At 70.4% G+C, this 16,207-nt stretch carries 15 protein-coding genes and 2 tRNA genes; 4 read left to right on the top strand and 13 right to left on the bottom strand.

The genetic code is table 11. The features are described 5' to 3' along the window. Positions 1–175: 175 nt before the first annotated feature. The 5 genes from ABT336_RS15835 to ABT336_RS15815 form a co-directional block, all read right to left on the bottom strand. Entirely contained in the window at positions 176–1,006 is an 831-nt protein-coding gene (locus tag ABT336_RS15835; protein ID WP_350897333.1) for an ATP-binding cassette domain-containing protein, read from the bottom strand. Further along, positions 1,003–2,775 (bottom strand): dipeptide/oligopeptide/nickel ABC transporter permease/ATP-binding protein, encoded by a 1,773-nt coding sequence (locus ABT336_RS15830; RefSeq protein WP_350897332.1) that lies wholly within the window; start codon positions 2,773–2,775, stop codon positions 1,003–1,005. The genes ABT336_RS15835 and ABT336_RS15830 overlap by 4 nt, the downstream gene beginning before the upstream one ends. Beyond that, a complete protein-coding gene (locus tag ABT336_RS15825) occupies positions 2,772–3,713 on the bottom strand; it encodes an ABC transporter permease (RefSeq protein ID WP_350897331.1) in 942 nt (313 codons plus the stop codon). Before ABT336_RS15825 ends, ABT336_RS15830 begins: the two co-directional genes overlap by 4 nt. 77 nt (positions 3,714–3,790) lie before the next feature. After that, a complete protein-coding gene (locus ABT336_RS15820; protein ID WP_350897330.1) occupies positions 3,791–5,311 on the bottom strand; it encodes an ABC transporter substrate-binding protein in 1,521 nt (506 codons plus the stop codon). Between the two features lie 73 nt (positions 5,312–5,384). Beyond that, complete coding sequence (locus ABT336_RS15815; protein WP_350897329.1) at positions 5,385–6,473, bottom strand: ROK family protein; 1,089 nt, start codon at positions 6,471–6,473, stop codon at positions 5,385–5,387. A 682-nt stretch (positions 6,474–7,155) separates the two neighbouring features. Between ABT336_RS15815 and ABT336_RS15810 the strand changes: the two genes are divergently transcribed. Beyond that, entirely contained in the window at positions 7,156–7,536 is a 381-nt protein-coding gene (locus tag ABT336_RS15810; protein WP_350897328.1) for a hypothetical protein, read from the top strand. Positions 7,537–7,594: 58 nt separating this feature from the next. Here the strand turns inward: ABT336_RS15810 and ABT336_RS15805 are convergent, their stop codons facing one another. Continuing rightward, on the bottom strand, positions 7,595–7,801 hold the full coding sequence (locus ABT336_RS15805) for a FitA-like ribbon-helix-helix domain-containing protein (protein ID WP_350897327.1): 207 nt from the start codon (positions 7,799–7,801) through the stop codon (positions 7,595–7,597). 114 nt (positions 7,802–7,915) lie between these two features. Between ABT336_RS15805 and ABT336_RS15800 the strand changes: the two genes are divergently transcribed. Together ABT336_RS15800 and ABT336_RS15795 are read left to right on the top strand one after the other, a co-directional pair. After that, the gene (locus ABT336_RS15800) at positions 7,916–8,170 is read left to right on the top strand and encodes a type II toxin-antitoxin system Phd/YefM family antitoxin (protein WP_350897349.1); all 255 of its coding nucleotides are present in this window, start codon (positions 7,916–7,918) and stop codon (positions 8,168–8,170) included. Then, positions 8,167–8,541 carry a type II toxin-antitoxin system VapC family toxin gene (locus ABT336_RS15795; RefSeq protein ID WP_350897326.1) on the top strand — a complete coding sequence of 125 codons (375 nt, stop codon included), beginning with the start codon at positions 8,167–8,169 and terminating at the stop codon, positions 8,539–8,541. The genes ABT336_RS15800 and ABT336_RS15795 overlap by 4 nt, the downstream gene beginning before the upstream one ends. Positions 8,542–8,667: 126 nt before the next feature. On the opposite strand, the gene ABT336_RS15790 is transcribed toward ABT336_RS15795, so the two are convergent. The 3 genes from ABT336_RS15790 to ABT336_RS15780 all read right to left on the bottom strand — a co-directional run bounded on the left by ABT336_RS15790 (position 8,668) and on the right by ABT336_RS15780 (position 10,421). Then, a tRNA-Ile gene (locus ABT336_RS15790) sits at positions 8,668–8,744 on the bottom strand. 160 nt (positions 8,745–8,904) lie between these two features. Beyond that, positions 8,905–10,143 (bottom strand): NAD(P)/FAD-dependent oxidoreductase, encoded by a 1,239-nt coding sequence (locus ABT336_RS15785; RefSeq protein ID WP_350897325.1) that lies wholly within the window; start codon positions 10,141–10,143, stop codon positions 8,905–8,907. Positions 10,144–10,348: 205 nt separating this feature from the next. Further along, positions 10,349–10,421 (bottom strand) — tRNA-Asn (locus tag ABT336_RS15780). Positions 10,422–10,747: 326 nt separating this feature from the next. Between ABT336_RS15780 and ABT336_RS15775 the strand changes: the two genes are divergently transcribed. After that, a complete protein-coding gene (locus ABT336_RS15775) occupies positions 10,748–11,137 on the top strand; it encodes a hypothetical protein (protein ID WP_350897324.1) in 390 nt (129 codons plus the stop codon). Between the two features lie 167 nt (positions 11,138–11,304). Here ABT336_RS15775 and ABT336_RS15770 read toward each other — a convergent pair whose 3' ends face one another. The 4 genes from ABT336_RS15770 to eboE form a co-directional block, all read right to left on the bottom strand. Then, the gene (locus ABT336_RS15770; protein ID WP_350897323.1) at positions 11,305–12,315 is read right to left on the bottom strand and encodes a sugar phosphate isomerase/epimerase family protein; all 1,011 of its coding nucleotides are present in this window, start codon (positions 12,313–12,315) and stop codon (positions 11,305–11,307) included. Between the two features lie 234 nt (positions 12,316–12,549). Next, entirely contained in the window at positions 12,550–13,620 is a 1,071-nt protein-coding gene (locus ABT336_RS15765; RefSeq protein ID WP_350897322.1) for a polyprenyl synthetase family protein, read from the bottom strand. Then, a complete protein-coding gene (locus ABT336_RS15760; RefSeq protein WP_350897321.1) occupies positions 13,617–15,032 on the bottom strand; it encodes an alkaline phosphatase family protein in 1,416 nt (471 codons plus the stop codon). The genes ABT336_RS15765 and ABT336_RS15760 overlap by 4 nt, the downstream gene beginning before the upstream one ends. Positions 15,033–15,170: 138 nt before the next feature. Beyond that, the coding region (eboE, locus tag ABT336_RS15755; protein ID WP_350897320.1) for a metabolite traffic protein EboE at positions 15,171–16,207 on the bottom strand (1,037 nt) is incomplete at its 5' end.

Below are 16,207 nucleotides of genomic sequence, written 5' to 3'. Positions count from 1 at the left end.
CGCCGATCCAGTCGATGACGTCCAGAAGGCTCATCTTGCCGGTACGCAGGTGCTGGTAGAAGGAGTACGAACTGAAACCGAACTGCACGGGGTGTCCTTTTCTCTCGGGAATGGCGGGTCTTCGCCGGTCGGTGGGGTTCCGCCCGGTCGGCGGTCTTCGCCGTTCGGTGGGGGGTCAGGAGAGGGCCGCGTACCGGCGACGTCGCTCCGCCTGGCGTACCGGGTCGGGGATGGGCGAGGCCATGAGCAGTCGCTTCGCGTACGGATGCTCCGGTCGGGAGGTGACGACGTCGCCGTCACCGGTCTCCACGATCCGGCCCTTGAGCATGACCGCGACCCGGTGGCAGATGTAGCGGACCACCGACAGGTCGTGGGAGACGAAGAGGTAGGCGACCCCGGTCTGTTCCTGGACCTCGATGAGCAGGTCGAGGATGCGGGCCTGGGTGGAGAGGTCGAGGGCGCTCACCGGCTCGTCGCAGACGATGAGCCGGGGCTTGAGCGCCAGCGCGCGGGCGATGGCGATCCGCTGCCGCTGCCCGCCGGAGAACTCCCGGGGGTACCGTCGGCCCGCGTCGGCCTCCAGTCCGATCTGGTTCAGCAGCTGCCCGATCCGCGCGGAGGCCTCGGCCCCGGGTACGCCCTGGGCCCGCAACGGCTCGGCGAGGATGTTCTCCACCGACATGGCCGGGTTGAGCGACGAGTACGGATCCTGGAAGACGACCTGGATGTCGCGGCTGAGGGCGCGGCGGGCACGTCGGCCGGCGTGGGTGATGTCGACGCCGTCGAAGGTGACGGTTCCGCTGGTGACCGGGGCGAGGCCCAGCACCGCCCGCCCGAGGGTGGTCTTCCCCGAGCCGGACTCCCCGACCAGGCCGACGGTCTCCCCCGCCCCGACCTGCATGGAGACGTCGTGCAGGGCGTGGAAGGACGGGCTACGCCAGCGGGCGCCGCGGTAGACGACGTTGATGTCGCTGATGTCGAGCAGTGGCCTGTCGGGGGCGCTCACGACCCCACCTCCTGAAGGTCGCCGCGTTCCCGCCGGGGTGGCGCGTCTTCGAGGGTCGAGTTCAGCAGCATCCGGGTGTACTCGTGCCGGGGGTCGGCGAAGAGGTCGGCGACCGGCCGCTGTTCGACGAGGACACCGTCGCGCATCACCGCCACCCGGTCACAGATGTCGGCGACCACACCCAGGTTGTGGGTGACGAGGACCAGGCCCATGTCGCGCTCCCGTTGCAGGTCCCGCAGGAGTTCGAGGACCTCCGCCTGGACCGTGACGTCGAGTGCGGTGGTCGGTTCGTCGGCGATGAGCAGTTCGGGGTCGCAGGAGACCGCACCCGCGATCAGGACGCGCTGCGCCATCCCGCCGCTGAGCTGGTGGGGATAGGCGGCGAGGGTACGGGCGGGGTCGGGGATGCCGACGCGGTCGAGCAGTTCCAGGGCACGGGCGGTCGCCGCCTTCCTGGAGAGGCCGAGCTGACGTCGCATCGGCTTGGTCAGCTGGGCACCGACTGTGAAGGAGGGGTCCAGGTTCGACATCGGTTCCTGCGGTACGTAGGCCATCCGCCGCCCACGGATCTTCTGCATCTCCCCCTCGCGCAGCCCGATGAGGGGCTGCCCGTCCAGGCAGAGCTGCCGGGCGCTGACGACGGCGTCGGGCGGGAGGAGCCCGAGGATCGCGAACGACGTCTGGGACTTCCCGGACCCGGACTCCCCGACCAGACCGAGCACCTCGCCGCGCGCCACGTGCAGGGACACCCCGCGAACCACGTCCTTGGCGGTGCCGTCCTCGGCCACGTACCGCACCGCCAGGTCCTCCACCCGCAGGAGGGCGTCCGAGGTGGGCTCGCCGTCGACGGCCCGCTCCTCCACCCGAGGGGCGTCGGTACGGGCCGGACGGGCCGCCCGCTTGGCCTTGCTCCGGAGGCTGACCCCGAGGGAGTCGGCGAGGGCCGCCCCGAAGAGCACGAGCGCCATGACCGTGCAGCCGATGGCGACGCCGGGCGCGATGACCAGCTCGGGGGCGCGCTGGAAACTCTGGAAGGCGTTGCTGAGTTCCCCGCCCCAGCTGGGGCGCTGCGGATCGCCGAAGCCGAGGAACTCCAGCCCGGACTGGACGATGATCGCCATGCCGAAGATGAACGAGGACCGTACGAGGATCGGACCCAGGACGACGGAGAGCACGTGGCGGAAGATGATGCGCAGGTCCGACAGGCCCGCCACCCGGGCGGCGTCGAAGTAGAGCTCCTCGCGTACGCCGATCACGGCGCTCCTGGTCAGTCGGAAGATGTCCGGCGAGGCCAGGACCCCGAGGGTGATCATCGTGGGGGCGAGGCCGCTGCCGAGGGAGGCGATCACCACGATGATGATCAGGATCTCCGGCAGGGACATGAGCATGTTGAAGATCCAGCTGGACACCCCGTCGAACCACCGGGCGTAGTAGCCGGCGAGCAGACCTGCGGGAATCCCGCACAGCAGTGCGGTGGCCAGCATGATCACGCCGGCCTGGAGGCTGACCCGGCCGCCGAAGAGGAGTCGGCTGAGGATGTCCCGCCCGTTCCCGTCCGTACCGAGTGGATGGTCGAGGCTCGGCGGCCGGAGCGCCTCGGCGAGCACCACCAGGTTGGGATCGCGGGGGGCGAGGAGGGGGGCGAGGATGCTCGCGACGACGATGGCGAGCAGGACACCCCCGGCCACCACACCCATCGGGTTGCCGAGGAAGGCGCGAAGTCTTCTGGAGGTGCGGCCGGCGGGGGCCGCAGTCATGTCGACGCTCATGCGTTCCGTACCTTCGGGTTCAGCGCGGCGTAGAGGATGTCGACCGTCAGGTTGACGAGCACGACAACGAGAACCGTGAAGAGCAGGACGCCCATGATCACGGGGATGTCGCTGTTGCCCGAGGCGTTGATGGCGACGGCTCCGATGCCCTGGAGACCGAACACCCGCTCGACGATGGCCGCACCGCTCATCGCCGCGATGAACTGCAACGAGAGCATCGTCAGCGCCGGCGGAGCCGCGTTGCGCAGGACGTGGGCGAGCAGGATGTTCCGTTGTGACAGCCCTCGGCTGCGCAGCGTCCTGACGTACGCCTGGCTGTTGACGGTGATCACGGAGTTGCGCAGTTGCTGGGCGATGGCGGCGATCGAGCCGATCGACAGCGCGGTGATCGGCAGGACGATGGACCAGAGCCACCCGCTCGGTGAGTCGCTCAGGTGGATGTAGCCGGTGGCGGGGAACCAGCCGAGCTGCACGGCGAAGGTCAGGGCCAGGATGATCGCGACCCAGAAGTTCGGCAGGCTGAAGCCGAGCACCATGACCACCTGGAGGACCCGGTCGAGGGGCCCGGGTCGGGTCGCCGCGAGCAGGCCGAGGGCGACTCCCAGCACCGCAGCCACCAGGACGGCGCCGAGCGCGAGCGACACGGTGACCGGCAGCCGGGACACGATGAGGTCGATGACCCTGGCGTTCTGCGCGGACGAGATGCCCAGGTCACCCCGGACGACGCCGCTCAACCAGTCCAGGTACTGCGTGACGACCGGTCGGTCGAGGCCCAGTTGCTCCCGTTTGACAGCCACCTGCTCCTCGGTGGCGTAGAGACCGAGCGCGCCCCGGGCGGGGTCGGAGCCGGTGAGCATGAGGAAGAAGTACATCCCCGTCACCACCGTGAACGCCAACAGCAGGCCCGTGGCCAGCCGGCGGCCGATGAAGCCCAGCATGCCTGCTACCTCCTAGCTGACCTGGGGTTACTCCCCGGGTGGGTCGACCCTGTGTCGACCCACCCGGGGATGGGGAATCAGTTGGCCGGGGCGAAGAACCGCAGGCTCGGCATCAGCTGCGCCTGCTGCATGGTCACGTCGATCTCCGGCTTGGACAGGTAGACGTTCTCCTGCGTCACGATCGGGGCGAACCAGGCCTGCTCCACGAGGTGGGTGTTCAGCTCCTTGTAGAGAGCGGCCTGCTCGTCGCCCTGGGCTGCGGGAATCTCCTTGAGCAGCCGGGTGACGGTCTCGTCGGTGTACCCGAAGTGGTTCCACAGCGACGTCGGGGTGAGCTTGTTCAGCACGTCCGTCCACGCCGGGATGTTCGTGGAGAAGGAGAGCATGAAGGCGGGCTGCCCCTTCAGGGTCTCCAGGCCACCGTTGGCGAAGCCGTTGACGGGGACCTGTTCGACGGTGATGCCCACGTCGCCGAGGTACTGGGTGACGATCGGCACCAGCGGGGACATGAACCCCTCACTGAACGAAATCTTGATCTTGAATCCGTCCCCGTGGCCCGCAGCGGCCAGCAGCTCCCGCGCCTTCGCCGGGTCGTACGGGTAGCGCTCGTTGAGCTCCGGCACCCACGCCTCGCTTGACGGGTTGAAGGTCTGGGTGGAGACCTGACCGAACCCGCTGTAGTGGGTGTCGAGGATGGCCTTGCGGTCGAGGGCGTGGTTGATCGCCTGCCGGACCCGTACGTCGCCGAGGGCCGCCGAGGCCTCACCGGCACGGTCCTGGAGGATGATCCCCTGCCACTCGCCGGGCACCGTCTTGACCGTGAGACCGTCGGACTTGGCCTTCGGCACCATGTCGGAGGTCCCGTACATGAACTGGATCTGACCGGTGGCCAGGGCGTTGTACCGGGCGGTGAACTCCTCGTACGGCCGGATCACCACGGTCTCGAACGGGAACGCCTCCCGGTTCCAGTAGCCCTCGCGGGCGGTGAACCGGTAGCTGACGCCCTTCTCCGAGGCACCGGCGTCGAGCAGGTACGGCCCGGAGCCCACCGGGGTCGTGGCGATACCGCCGGCGGCGAGCGCCGTGGGGCTGGCCATGTACCCGAGGTACGTCGCCAGCGCGGCAAGCAGGCCGGGGCTCGGCTCGCTCAGGTGCAGGCGCACGGTACCCGGATCGGTGACCTCGACACGCACGATCACCCGAGCCGCCTCGGAGGCGCTGCCCGCACCCGCCTTCCGGGCCTCGATGTTGACCTTGACTGCCTCGCCGTCAAACGTGGCACCGTCACTGAACGTCACGCCCTCACGGAGCTTCAGGGTGAGTTCGGTGAGGTCGTCGTTGTACTCGTACTCGGTCGCGAGGTTGCCCTCGATCTTGGACTCGGCGGTCTTGCGCAGCAGAGGGTCGTAGACGGCCTCGGCGTAGTGGATGACCGCCCCCTCCTTCATCTCGGCGGGGTCCCAGGTCAGTACGTCGCCGTTGTTGCCGAGGACGAGCTGGGACGAGTCCGCTTCCTGGGCCTGTCCCCCAGCGCCACAACCGGCGAGGGCGAGAACGACTACGGCAAACGCTGCCGTCAGCGTGCGTGGTAGCTGCACCGTGTTCCCTTCTATTGCTACAAAGTCAGCGCCGTCAGGCGTTGCTCTGGGTGACGAGACTCGGATCAGCGGATCAGACGATTCCGAGTTGTTGACTCATGACCATCGCGGTCGCGCCGCGCAGGACGATGTCGTCGCCGAGTTCGGAGAGCCGCAGCACGATGTCGCCGTGGACCTCGGTCAACGCGCGCTGCCTGATGGTCTCCATGGTGGCGGCGGCCAGGGGCCCCTCCAGCACCCGCTGCGGACCGCTGAGGACGATCTCCGAGACGTTGAGGGCGGCGACGATCGGAGCCAGCACGCACCCGAGGGACTCCCCCGCCACGGCGAGTACCCGGTCGCGCTCCCCCTCGGTCCGAGCCTCCGAGAGGTCCTCCTGGATGCGCCGGGTCGACAGCCAGGTCTCCAGGCAACCGTTCTTGCCGCAGACGCAGGACCGGCCACTGTCCGGGTCCACGACCACGTGGCCGATCTCCCCCGCCGCGAACCTGCTGCCCAGGACGGGTGTGCCCCCGAGCAGGAGCCCCGCCCCGACGCCGACACCGACCCGGACGAGGAGAGAGTCGGCGGCGCTCTCGGCGTAGCTGCGCTCGGCGAGCGCTGCCGCATTGGCATCGTTGGCCACGTGCACGGGACAGGCGAACTCCTCCGCCAGCACCGACTGGAGGTTGACGTCCTTCAACCCCAGGTTGGGTGCGCTGAGGACGACGCCTCCCAGGTCCACGATGCCCGGGGTGCCGACGCCGATGCCGAGAAGCGGCGCGGTCACCTCCTGACACAACTCCCTGACCAGGCCCACGACCTTGGCCAGGGCGTCGGTGCCGGCGCTCCCGGCGATCTCGACCTGCCGACGGGTCACCACCGCCCCACCGAGGTCGAGCACCGCACCCCGGTAGAGCGTCGAGTGACTGAGGTCCACGGCGACGGTCTGGTAGGCGTGCTCGTTGAACTCCAGCATCATGGCCGGCTTGCCCGGTCGACTCCCGGCCCGCATGCCCACCTCGCGGACGAGGTGATCCGAGAGGAGATCGCTGACCACGTCCGAAACCGACACCCGCGTCAGCCCGGTCCGTCGCGCCAGGTCCGCCCGGCTGCGCGGCCCCTCCCGGTACAGCATGCGCAGCAGCAGCTCGCGGTTGTGCACCCGGGCCTGCTCCGGCAACACCTTCTCGCCCGTGCGGACCCGGGCCGGAACCCCGTCCCGCCGTGGGGCTCCCGCCGCTCGACTCGACGGAACTGGCGAGGAGGACCCCGCCGTATCAATGCGCTTCACCCGGTTAGTACAGGGGGCTAACAAACCTCTTCACAAGAACCCGGTTCGGCTTGTTGCCAAGTCGTTACCTGACCCCGCACCCGCCCCTCGGACCCGGTCCGACCAGCCCACCCATCCGCCAGCACCCCTCCCACAGCGACCCCGAGGGACCACCCGGACCCCGCCGAACCGAGCCCCACAGGGGTGAGGGACAACATCGAAAACCATTCTTCGGTACGGTCCACCGGGGCCTTTCGGCGCAGCGCGATAATCCCTTTTCAACGGCTGTAGACATGCGGGCCGACACGACCTGCCACACGACACGGGATACGGCCGGGACGCATCGACCGCGAACATCGCCCGCAACGCCGGAGGGCCGACGGCACGGCGCGGATCGCCCAGCAGCGGCAGCGGTCTCCCACCGCCCCACCGAGACCGGTGACCGAATGAGACCACTGGCGGACCGCCTGCCCCGGCCGGTGAAGACACGTTCCCGTCCCACGACAGCAGGCCCCGGGAAACGCCTGGCCGATCGCCGAATGACGATACGAGGCGGCGCACGAAGACGACCCCCGACAAGAAGGAGAAGACCATGAAGTTCCGCAAGAAGCCCGTCGAGATCGACGCCGTCCTCTGGGGAGCCCCCGAAGACGCCCACGACCTGGTCGAATGGGCCGACGGGGCCGTGGCCTACGACCCGCACACCGGCGGACCCACCGGCCCCGCCGGTGAGGACTGGGGGCGACTCACCGTCACCACCCTGGAAGGCGAGCACGTCGCGACCCCCGGCGACTGGCTGATCAAGGGGGTCAGGGGCGAGTCGAGGAGGCGGGCGAGGTCGCCACCGCCTGGATCGGCACCGTCGACCAGAACCCCCGCAAGGGCGTCACCCACACCGTCGACGACGTCGCCGACGTCGCCTTCACCGCCCTCGTCGCCATCGCCGGCCTCGGGCGCGACCCCGAGCAGGTGATGGACGACTGTTCCCGCAAGGTCGCGGATCGATGCCGATGATCGTCGGGCAACCGCCGTCAGGAAGCGGCGCTCTCCCCCGGCAGCGAGCGGGCACCGTCCGATCGGCCGGCGAAGCGATCAAGGGCCGTGTTACGCAGCCGTCGAGCCTGCGTCTCCACCAGATCCAGGAGGTACGCCTGGAGTGACTGCCCGCGCGCCTTGGCCTGGGCCGCCAGGACGTCCCGCACTTCTTCCGGCACGTCTCGGATCTGGAGAGCCACCATGCTTCATCATGCATGCAGCACGTTCACCTGTCAGTCTGCGCAGCCCATCCCGCACGCCGGTGACGCCATCGGGTCGAGGCGACTAAGCTGTTAGCTAGACGAGGAGGTCGAATGATGTCGACTGAAGCCGTGCACTACAACATGCATGATGCCAAGACCCACCTGTCACGCATCATCGAACGGGTGGAACGCGGCGAAGAGATCATCATCGATCGTGCAGGCACCCCGGTGGCGAAGGTGGTGCCGCTTGTACGACGAGCCAACCGCACGGCAGTCGGCTCCCTCGCCGGACAACTGGACCTCTCAGGCGACTGGGACTCCCCCCAGACCAACGCCGAGATCGCCGCTGACTTCGGCATCGGCGCATGACCCTGCTACTGGACACCCACGTCGCGCTCTGGGCCATCACCGGCGATGCGACCCTCGGCGTCGAGTTCCTCGACCAACTACGCCACGAGCCAGACATCTTCCTCTCTCCCGTCACCCTGTGGGAGATCACCATCAAGCAGAGCGCAGGGAAGCTCGCAGGACCCCCTGACCTCGCCGAGCGGGTGAGGGAGATGGGCTTCCGTCAACTCCCGGTAACCCATGCCCATGCCATCGCCGCCGGCCGCCTGCCGCCCCACCACCGCGACCCCTTCGACCGCATGCTGGTGGCGCAGGCGATCACCGAAAAGCTGACCCTGGCCACCCGCGACGCGTCGATAGCGCTGTACGACGTGGACGTCCTCAAGGTGTGATCGGACGAACTCGTCCTGGCGTGCCCGAATGCCCGTCGCGATCCCCTGGGCACCAGCCGCGGCTCGAACGTTGCGGCCCGGGGTCGATGTGATGGGTACGCCCCAATCAGCTGACCTGCGTTTGCCTGGTGGGGCGGGCGGGGCTCGAACCCGCGACCGAGGGATTATGAGTCCCCTGCTCTAACCTGCTGAGCTACCGCCCCGACGTGTGCGCCGGATACTAACCCGCTCAGTCGATCACAGCCAGCATGTCGGCAGCGGCGTGGAACACCCCCGGCTACACGATGAGCAACGCGAGAATAACAGCGCGCATCCGAGGCCGGGTGCCCCCGCAGGGGCGTCGACCCGGGCTGTGGGTGGCGCTCAGGCGGCGCGCAGGTCGGCCAGGACGGCACCGGCCGCCTCCCAGCCGCTGGCCAGCGCCCCTTGGATCGACGGGCTGGCCCGGTGGTCGCCGGCGACGTACCGGCCGTCGCCGAGGGAGACCGGCTTGCGCAGTCGGCCCTGCGGGGGTGGGGCGGCCGGGAGGGCGGCGGGAATCGAGACGGTGGTGAGGTGTGCCCAGTCCGCCGTGGACCGTCCGTAGAGCCGGGTCAGTTCCGCCCGTACGGCCGACTCGGGTGGGGCCGACGGACCGACCACCGACGTGGCCACCAGGTGTCGTCCGGCCGGGGCGTACGTGGGGGCGGCCTGACTGATCACCACGGTGTTCGCGACGGTCTCGCGGCGGTCGCCGTCGAGGAGCAGGATCGGCTCGTCGAGGGGTGCCGACTCGGTGCTGTGGTAGTAGGTGGTGTAGGCGTTCATGCGTACCGTCGGCAGTTCCGGCAGCAGCGTACCGGCGGTGGTCGGGTCGACGGCGACCACGACGGCCCGGCAGCCGATGTCGCCGGCCTGGGTCCGGACCCGGCCGGGGGCGATCTCGGCGACCGGCATCCCGGTGTCGATCAGCTCGGCGGGCAGCGGGGCGGCGATCGCCCGGGGCAGGGCGCGCATCCCGTCGGCGGGCACCCCGATCCGGCCCCTGACGAAGGTCCGCAGCACCATGGCCAGGAATCGGCTGGAGGTGGCGAGTTCGGCGTCGACGAGGACACCGGACAGGAACGGCCGGAGCAGTTCCTCGATGATCTCGTCGGAGAGACCGGCTCGACGCAGCGCCTCCTCGGAGGTGGTCTCCGGGGCGGAGAGCAGTCGGCTCGGCGGCAGGGTGGCGCAGCCGGCGGCGAGGGCTGCCAACCGGATCCGGTCGGTGAACGAACCGATGCCGGCCAGGGCGGTGCTCGCCGCGCCGGTCGGCTCGCGCAACGGGTTGACCAGCCGGTGCAGCTGCCCGCCCCGGCGGACCAGCACCCCGGGGGTGAACCAGCCCAGGTCCAGGCGGTCGGTGTCGAGCAGGGTGCCGAGCTTCGGGTACGCGGTGTTGAGCACCTGGAAGCCCCGGTCCAGCAGGTATCCGTCGACCTCGTCGGTGGCGACCCGGCCGCCGACGACGTCGCCGGCCTCCAGGATCCGCCACGGCGTGCCGGCCCGGTGCAGGCGGCGGGCGGCGGCGAGGCCGGCGAGTCCGCCGCCGACGATGACGACGTCAGTCTCAGCGATCATGTGTTTCCCGCCTTCCCCACACCGACCATCCTGACGGTCGGCGGACCTCGGGCGACGGCGAACTGATGATCTACCCCCGACGGGGGGTGCGGAAACGACGAGAGTGCGGGAACGACGGCAGCGCGCAAACGACGGGGTGCGAGGGACGGGGTGCGGGAACGACGATGCCCGTCGGCAGCGGCCGACGGGCATGTGGTGGAAGAGGCTCCCCCGTTTGGACTCGAACCAAAAACCTGCCGGTTAACAGCCGGCTGCTCTGCCAATTGAGCTACGGGGGACCGTCGTCAGTCGGCTCACGGATCGCTCCGATCGCCCTGTGACGGCAAAAGAATACAGGACTTCCCCGGGCGGCGGTCCAGGGGGTTGCCGCACCGGTTCCGCCGATCGCCCGGCCGACCCCAGACCGGCGCGAACCAGCGCGGGACCGCAGGGAAGCCGACACGGGACCGGTGCGTACCAGACAAATCGCCATCCTTGCGCCTGGAGGTATGACTGTGCAGGAGGATGGGTAGTTAGCTGCCGACAGAGGATGTAGGCGCGAAAGGGGCGCTGCCGCCGGAGCCTTCCGGCGGGCCCCGGTGCGCCAGGTACGAAAGGAGCCGCCATGCGCGGAAAGATCTTGTTCCTTGGCGGGCTGGCTGCGGGATTCGTCCTGGGCGCCCGTGCCGGCCGGGAGAAGTACGAGGAGTTGGTCGTGCAGGGCCGCAAGGTCCTCGACCACCCCACCGTGCAGGAGGCGGCGGGCGTTGCGCAGGCTCAGGCCAACCGGCTCTACAGCGAGGGCAAGGACCGGCTGAACCACTCCAAGCTGGGCGAGAAGCTGCACTCCGGCACCGGCGGCGACAAGCACGAGCTGACCTCCGCCGACGACGCGTTCGCCGGCACCCCGGCCAGCGTCGGGGCCAAGTCGGGCTCGTCCACCACCAGCACCCCCAGCACCACTGCCCGGACCAAGCCGTCCGGTGGTACGGGCACCAACGGCAGCACCGTCTGACCGAGTCGTACGCGTCGGGCCGGGCACCCCTTCGGGGGCACCCGGCCCGTTCGTTCGTCCCGGGGTGAGTACCGGCTACCCGGGCCGGTCCGTGAGTACCGGCTACCGGGCGGTCCCAGCCAACCCGGTTCAGATCCGGCCCACCAGGTCGGTCCCGGCTGTCCGGTTCAGTCCCGGTTGCTGCTGAAGGCCGCGTCGAAGGCCGCCGACGGAGCGTCGAAGGCGAGCCGCCTGACGAACTGCACCGCCTCGGGCGCACCGACGAGACGGTCCATCCCGGCGTCCTCCCACTCGATGGAGATCGGGCCGTCGTAGCCGATCGCGTTCAACGCCCGGAAGCAGTCCTCCCACGGCACGTCGCCGTGCCCGGTGGAGACGAAGTCCCAGCCCCTGCGCAGGTCCGCCCAGGGCAGGTGCGAGGAGAGCCGACCCCGTCGGCCGTCACCGGTGCGTACCTTGGCGTCCTTGCAGTCGACGTGGTAGATCCGGTCGGCGAAGTCGAAGAGGAAGTTGACCGGGTCCAGCTCCTGCCAGACGAAGTGCGACGGGTCCCAGTTCAGCCCGAACGCCGGCCGGTGGCCGATCGCCTCCAGGGTCCGTTTGGTCGTGTAGTAGTCGTAGGCGATCTCGCTGGGGTGCACCTCGTGGGCGAAGCGGACCCCGACCGAGTCGAAGACGTCCAGGATCGGGTTCCACCGGTCGGCGAAGTCCTGGTAGCCGCGCTCGATCATGGCCGGCGGAACCGGGGGGAACATCGCCAGGGTGTGCCAGATCGACGACCCGGTGAACCCGACGACGGTGTTCACCCCGAGCCGCGCCGCGGCCCGGGCGGTGTCCTTGATCCGCTCGGCGGCCCGCTGGCGTACGCCTTCGGGGTCGCCGTCGCCCCAGACCTCGGCGGGCAGGATGTCCTGGTGGCGCTCGTCGATGGGGTGGTCGCAGACGGCCTGACCGACCAGGTGGTTGGAGATGGTGAACACCTGGAGGTTGTACTTGGCCAGGGTCTCCTTCTTCCGGTCGACGTAGGTGTCGTCGGCGAGGGCCTTGTCGACCTCGAAGTGGTCGCCCCAGCAGGCGATCTCCAGGCCGTCGTAGCCCCACTCGGAGGCGAGCCGACAGACCTCCTCGAACGGCAGGTCGGCCCACTGGCCGGTGAAGAGCGTGATGGGTCGCGCCATTGTCCTTCTCCCCTTTTGTGATGGGGATTCCTCAACGGACCGGGGCGAGGTGACCGGTGGTCGGCCGGGTGTGACAGGTGATCGTCTCCGGGGCACCGGTGGGTGCGACACGCACCTGAGCCGACGGGTTGCGCCTCCCGCCGGTCACCGGCGACCTGGACGGGTCACCGACCCCCACTCTAGGTCCCACGTCACCGTCACGGAAGACCACCGACCCCGGCGGTACGGGCACCTTCAGGTGTGGCGGTGGGTGGCGTGGGTGGCGAGCGCGGCCAGGGCGGCCCGGGCGTCGTCGCGCAGGGTGGCGGTCTCCAGGGCGGCGAGCGCCGCCTCGGTACGGACCCTGATCATCTGCTCGATCTTCCCGCGGGCGCCGGTGGCCTCGATGATGTCCCGCAGCTCGGTCGCCCCCGTGGCGTCGAGCTCCGGGTTGCCGAACAGCTCCCGCAGCCGACCGCTCTGCAACCTGTCGGCGGAGCTGCGGGCCAGGGCCATCATCACCGTCGGCTTGCCCTCCCGCAGGTCGTCCAGGACGGACTTCCCGGTCAGCGACGGGTCACCGAAGACCCCGAGGACGTCGTCGCGGAGCTGGAACGCGTCACCGAGCGGATCGCCGAAGTCGACCAACGCCGCCAGGAGGGGGGCGTCGGCACCGGCCAGGGTCGCCCCGATCTGCAACGGGCGGGTGACCGTGTACCGGGCGGCCTTCATCCGGATCACGGTGAGGGCGCTGGCCACCGAGCCGTCACCGACCCCGGAGACGAGATCCAGGTACTCCCCGGCGATCACCTCGGTCCGCATCAGCGAGAACATGCCGTACCCCCGGTGCACCTGCTCCACCGTCAGCCCGCACTCGTGGAACATCTGGTCCGCCCAGGCGGCGCAGAGGTCACCGCAGAGCAGGGCGGTGTTGCGCCCGTACGCCTCCGGGTCCCCCCGCCACGCCGACCGGGCGTGCAGGTCGGCGAAGAGCCGGTGCACCGAGGGCTCACCCCGGCGTTGGTCGCTGCCGTCGAGGATGTCGTCGTGGATCAGGGCGAAGGCGTGGAAGAGTTCCAGTGCCGCTGCGGCGACCACGATCTCGTCGCCGTCGTCGCCACCGGCCCCCCGCCATCCCCAGTAGCAGAACAGCGGACGTAACCGCTTCCCCCCGGCCAGGACGAACCGGTGCAGTGCGGTGAAGAGTCCCCGGGGGGCACCGTCGGGCCACCGCGGCCCCTGCCTGTCGATGAAGGCTGCCAACTGCGCGTCGACCCGGGCCCGTAACCGTCCGGCGTCGGTGGGGACGGGGACGGTGACAGTCACGACCCCTCCCCCGGTGGCGTCCCCGACGGCGCCTTCAACCCGGCCAGTTCCAGCAGCAACCCCTTGACCTCTGTCGCCGCCAGGGAGTCCCGGGCAGCGGACGGGTCGGAGCAGAGCAGGACCGGACCGTCGGCGGGATCGGCGGGGAGCCGACCGTGCGACCCGCGTACCGCCCGGGCCCCGTCGCCCAGACCGACCACGCTCATCAGGTACCGCATCCCGGCCTTCTTGCGGGCCAGGGCGATCGCGGCCCGCCGCTTCGCCGCCGCCGGGGCGGCCGGGTCGAAGAACAGCTCCGCCGGGTCGTACCCGGGCTTGCGGTGGATCTCCACCACCCGGGCGAAGTCGGGGGCGTGGGCGTCGTCGAGCCAGTAGTAGTAGGTGAACCAGGCCTGCGGGTCGGCGACCAGGACCAGTTCACCGGCGCGCTCGTGGTCCAGCCCGTGGGCGGCCTTGCCGTCGGCGTCGAGGACCTCGGCCACCCCGGGCAGCCCCGCGCAGAGCTTCGCCACCGCCGGTACGTCCGCCGGGTTCCGCACGTAGACGTGGGCGATCTGGTGGTCGGCGACGGCGAACGCCCGGGAGGTCCACGGGTCCAGGTACTCCATGCCGTCCTGGGTGTGCACCCGCAGGAGCCCCTCGGCGCGCAGCATCCGGTTGACGTCCACCGGACGGGAGACGTCGGTGATGCCGTACTCGGAGAGGGCCACCACCGTCGCTCCCGTCGTCCGGGCGGCGTCCAGCAGCGGGGCGAGCACGTCGTCGAGTTCCTTGGCGGCCACCGCCGCCTGGAGCGAGGAGGCACCGTACCGCTGCAGGTCGTAGTCGAGGTGCGGGACGTAGACCAGCGTCAGGTCCGGGGCGTGGTCGGCGAGGATCTGCTCGGCGGCCCGACAGATCCACCGCGACGAGGCGATCCCGGCCCCCGGCCCCCAGTAGGTGAACAGCGGGAAGGTGCCCAGCCGGTCGGTGAGGGCGTCGTGCAGCTCCGGCGGGTCGGTGTAGCAGTCCGGCTCCTTGCGGCCGTCCGCCCGGTACACCGGGCGGGGGGTGACGGTCCAGTCGACGTCCGCGCCCATGGCGTACCACCAGCAGACGTTCGCCACCGTGTAGTCGGGGTCCACCCGGCGGGCCGTGTGCCAGATCTTCTCCCCCTGCACGAGGGCGTTGTGCTGCCGCCAGAGCAGCACCTCCCCCAGGTCGCGGAAGTACCAGCCGTTGCCGACGACGCCGTGCCCCCGGGGCAGCTCCCCGGTGAGGAACGTCGACTGCACCGCGCAGGTCACCGCCGGCAGCACCGTGCCCAGCTGGGCGGTGAAACCCCCGTCGGCGACGGCGCGCAGCTTCGGCATGTGCGCCAACAGCCGGGGGGTCAACCCGACCACGTCCAGCACCACCAGTCTCCGGGTCACACCGCCACCTCACTTCGTTCGGCGTCGGTGTAACCACCGACCACGACGGTTCGCTCGCACCACTCGCTCACGCCGCCACCTCACTTCGTTCGGCGTCGGTGTAACCACCGACCACGACGGTTCGCTCACACCACTCGCTCACGCCGCCACCTCGCTCAGGGGTCGTAGGCCGATCGTGGTCAGCTCGTCGCGGGCGAAGGCCAGCTCGGCGGCGATCCCGGCGGCGAGCTCCGGGTCGGTGCGCGGGCGACGCGACGCCGGCAGCACCCCCCAGGTGTACGTCTCCACGTCCAGGTGGTCGGCGCGGGCGGTGGGCCCGGCGAAGAGTCCGGCCAGGGCGGCGCGCAGCACCGGCAGGGTGGAGGTCAGCGGCGGCTCCGGCGGGGCGTGCAACGGCACGTGGTAGTGCACCCGCCAGGGGCCGGGCAGCCGGGCGTCGAGTGCCGCGTCGAGGTCGTCGGCGGCGTACGCCGGGTCGGCCGGGTCGGTGCCGTGGGCACAGCCGGGACCCCGGGTCTGGTGCAGGAACCTCGGCTCCACCCACTGGCGCAGCGGGTCCGCCTCGGCGGTCGGGTCGGCCGCCTCCAACGCGGCGGAGACCTGCACCTTCACCACCGGGAGGCCGGCGGCGTCCAGTCGGGCCAGGGCCTCGGTCGGCTCCTCCCAGGCGCAGGCCAGGTGTGCAAGGTCCAGGCAGACGCCCAGCCGGGCCGGGTCCGTGCCGGCGAGCAGCGTGGCGGCCTGGTGGGTCGTCTCGACGACGCACCCCGGCTCCGGCTCGAATCCGACCCGGATTCGTCGCCCGGTCTGTTCGTGCAGCGCGGTGAGCCCGTCGGCCAGCTGGTCGAGGCGGCGTCGGGCCGCGTCGGCCCGGCCGGGGTCCCAGGGGGTACGCCAGGCCAGCGGCAGGGTGGAGACCGAGCCGTGGGCCGCGTCGTCGGGCAGCAGGTCGGCCAGGACCCGAGCCAGGTCCAGTGTGTACGCGGTGCGTCTGGCGGTGGTCCAGTCCGGCTGGTACACCGCACCCTTGACGACCGGGGCCTGGAACGCGGCGTACGGGAATCCGTTGAGGGTGACCACCTCCAGCCCGCGTACCGTCAACTCGGTGCGCAGCCGGCGGCGCAGCCCCGCGTCGGCGGCCAGTTCGGCGGCGACCGGGGCGGCCAGCCAGAGCC

It is taken from the genome of Micromonospora sp. NPDC000207, from assembly GCF_040300925.1.
Taxonomy (GTDB): domain Bacteria; phylum Actinomycetota; class Actinomycetes; order Mycobacteriales; family Micromonosporaceae; genus Micromonospora.
This window is presented reverse-complemented; position numbering and strand designations above follow the sequence as displayed.

Excerpts from the sequence above, each read along its gene's own strand:
- ABT336_RS15830 (WP_350897332.1), bottom strand. The coding sequence starts at position 2,775 with ATGAGCGTCGACATGACTGCGGCCCCCGCCGGCCGCACCTCCAGAAGA.
- ABT336_RS15825 (WP_350897331.1), bottom strand. The coding sequence starts at position 3,713 with ATGCTGGGCTTCATCGGCCGCCGGCTGGCCACGGGCCTGCTGTTGGCG.
- ABT336_RS15810 (WP_350897328.1), top strand. The coding sequence starts at position 7,156 with ATGAAGTTCCGCAAGAAGCCCGTCGAGATCGACGCCGTCCTCTGGGGA.
- ABT336_RS15805 (WP_350897327.1), bottom strand. The coding sequence starts at position 7,801 with ATGGTGGCTCTCCAGATCCGAGACGTGCCGGAAGAAGTGCGGGACGTC.
- ABT336_RS15800 (WP_350897349.1), top strand. The coding sequence starts at position 7,916 with ATGTCGACTGAAGCCGTGCACTACAACATGCATGATGCCAAGACCCAC.
- ABT336_RS15795 (WP_350897326.1), top strand. The coding sequence starts at position 8,167 with ATGACCCTGCTACTGGACACCCACGTCGCGCTCTGGGCCATCACCGGC.
- ABT336_RS15785 (WP_350897325.1), bottom strand. The coding sequence starts at position 10,143 with ATGATCGCTGAGACTGACGTCGTCATCGTCGGCGGCGGACTCGCCGGC.
- ABT336_RS15775 (WP_350897324.1), top strand. The coding sequence starts at position 10,748 with ATGCGCGGAAAGATCTTGTTCCTTGGCGGGCTGGCTGCGGGATTCGTC.
- ABT336_RS15770 (WP_350897323.1), bottom strand. The coding sequence starts at position 12,315 with ATGGCGCGACCCATCACGCTCTTCACCGGCCAGTGGGCCGACCTGCCG.